The 1,415-nt window shown below is 57.3% G+C and carries 2 protein-coding genes; both read left to right on the plus strand.

Annotated features, from left to right (window positions below; translation table 11 throughout):
• A partial coding sequence (locus ACXRVY_RS29115) for a hypothetical protein (RefSeq protein WP_458238972.1) occupies positions 1-201 on the plus strand: 201 nt, incomplete at its 5' end.
• On the plus strand, positions 198-1,415 hold a 1,218-nt coding region (locus tag ACXRVY_RS29120; RefSeq protein ID WP_458238973.1), incomplete at its 3' end, for a bifunctional 3-(3-hydroxy-phenyl)propionate/3-hydroxycinnamic acid hydroxylase. The genes ACXRVY_RS29115 and ACXRVY_RS29120, both read left to right, overlap by 4 nt.

The following is a 1,415-nucleotide window of genomic DNA, read 5'->3' on the forward strand; positions in this document are numbered from 1 at the left end:
ACTCAGAAGCCAAGCCTCACCGGTCGGAAACTGGCCCTGCGCATAGCTCACATGTCCTCGTCACGGTACGGTAATGATCCCAAAAAATTAATGACAAAAACATCAATATTGAAATATCTCTCAATTTTGCATACCTTGACTCTGCCTGGCGATGAGGCCTGTACGCCTCACGACTTCAATCACAACAAGGGCTCGAGATGAACAACAACAAGAAAGTACCCGAATTGACTCCCTCCGCCGTCGATGTGCTGGTCGTCGGTTACGGTCCGGTAGGCGCGACGATCGCGGCGCTGCTCGGCCGCTATGGGGTTACGACCCTGGTGCTGGACAAACTCCATGAAATCGTACTGATGCCCCGTGCCATTGCTCTGGACAACGAGGCCCTGCGCATCCTGCAACTCGCCGGGTTGTCGGAAGACGCCTTCGAGAAGATCGCTATCCCTGAAGTGAAGATGCACTCCCCGGTCCTCGGGCAATTCGGTCGAGCCAATACTGAGGGCTGTATCGACGGCCATCCCAAGCTTGTGACTTTCTATCAGCCCGACCTCGAACGAGCGATGCGCGGCCAGGTTTCCCGGCTGAAGTCAGTGACCAGTCTGGGCGGTTTCGAGCTTGCGAATCTGGTCGAGGAGTCGGATTGCGTGGTTGCCACCGTACGGGATCAAAATGGACACTCGCATTGCGTTTGCGCCCAGTATGTGATCGGTGCGGATGGCGCAAGCTCCAGGGTCAGGGCACTGATTGGCCAGGAGTTCGAAGGGCAAACCTATGCAGAGGATTGGCTGATTGTCGATGCCAGGAACCGGCATAAGTCAGCCATTGATCACATCGAGTTTATCTGTGATCCAAGGCGTCCAACACCGCACATGCCCGCACCCGGCGGAAGGGAGCGTTGGGAGTTCATGCTGCAACCAGGTGAATCCCGGGAGGAGCTGGAGAGCCCGGAAAGCATCGCCCGGCTCATCGCGCCATGGATCAACCCGCAGGAACTGGAAATCGAGCGCAAGGCGGTGTATCGATTCCACGCGCGCTGCTGCAACAGATTCAGCAAGGGACGTATCTTCCTCGCCGGGGATGCCGCGCACATCACCCCCCCTTTTGTCGGGCAAGGCCTCGTAGCGGGCCTTCGAGATGGCGCCAACCTTGCCTGGAAACTGGCCTGGGTCCTTCGCGGCCATGCCACGCCTGCAATACTCGATACCTATGACGTAGAGCGCCGCCCTCATGCCCAGGCGATGATCAATCTGGCGAAACTCATGGGCCGCCTGGTGATGCCGAGAAACAAGGTCGCAGCTTTCTTTATCCACGGCCTGATGCGCACGCTGGCGTTGACTCCCGCTACCAGAAAGTACTTCGAGCAACTGGACATCAAGCCAAAGAACATCTTCAAACAGGGGCTGTTCGTGCAGCATCAT

The organism is Pseudomonas sp. P5_A2_2, from assembly GCF_054177685.1.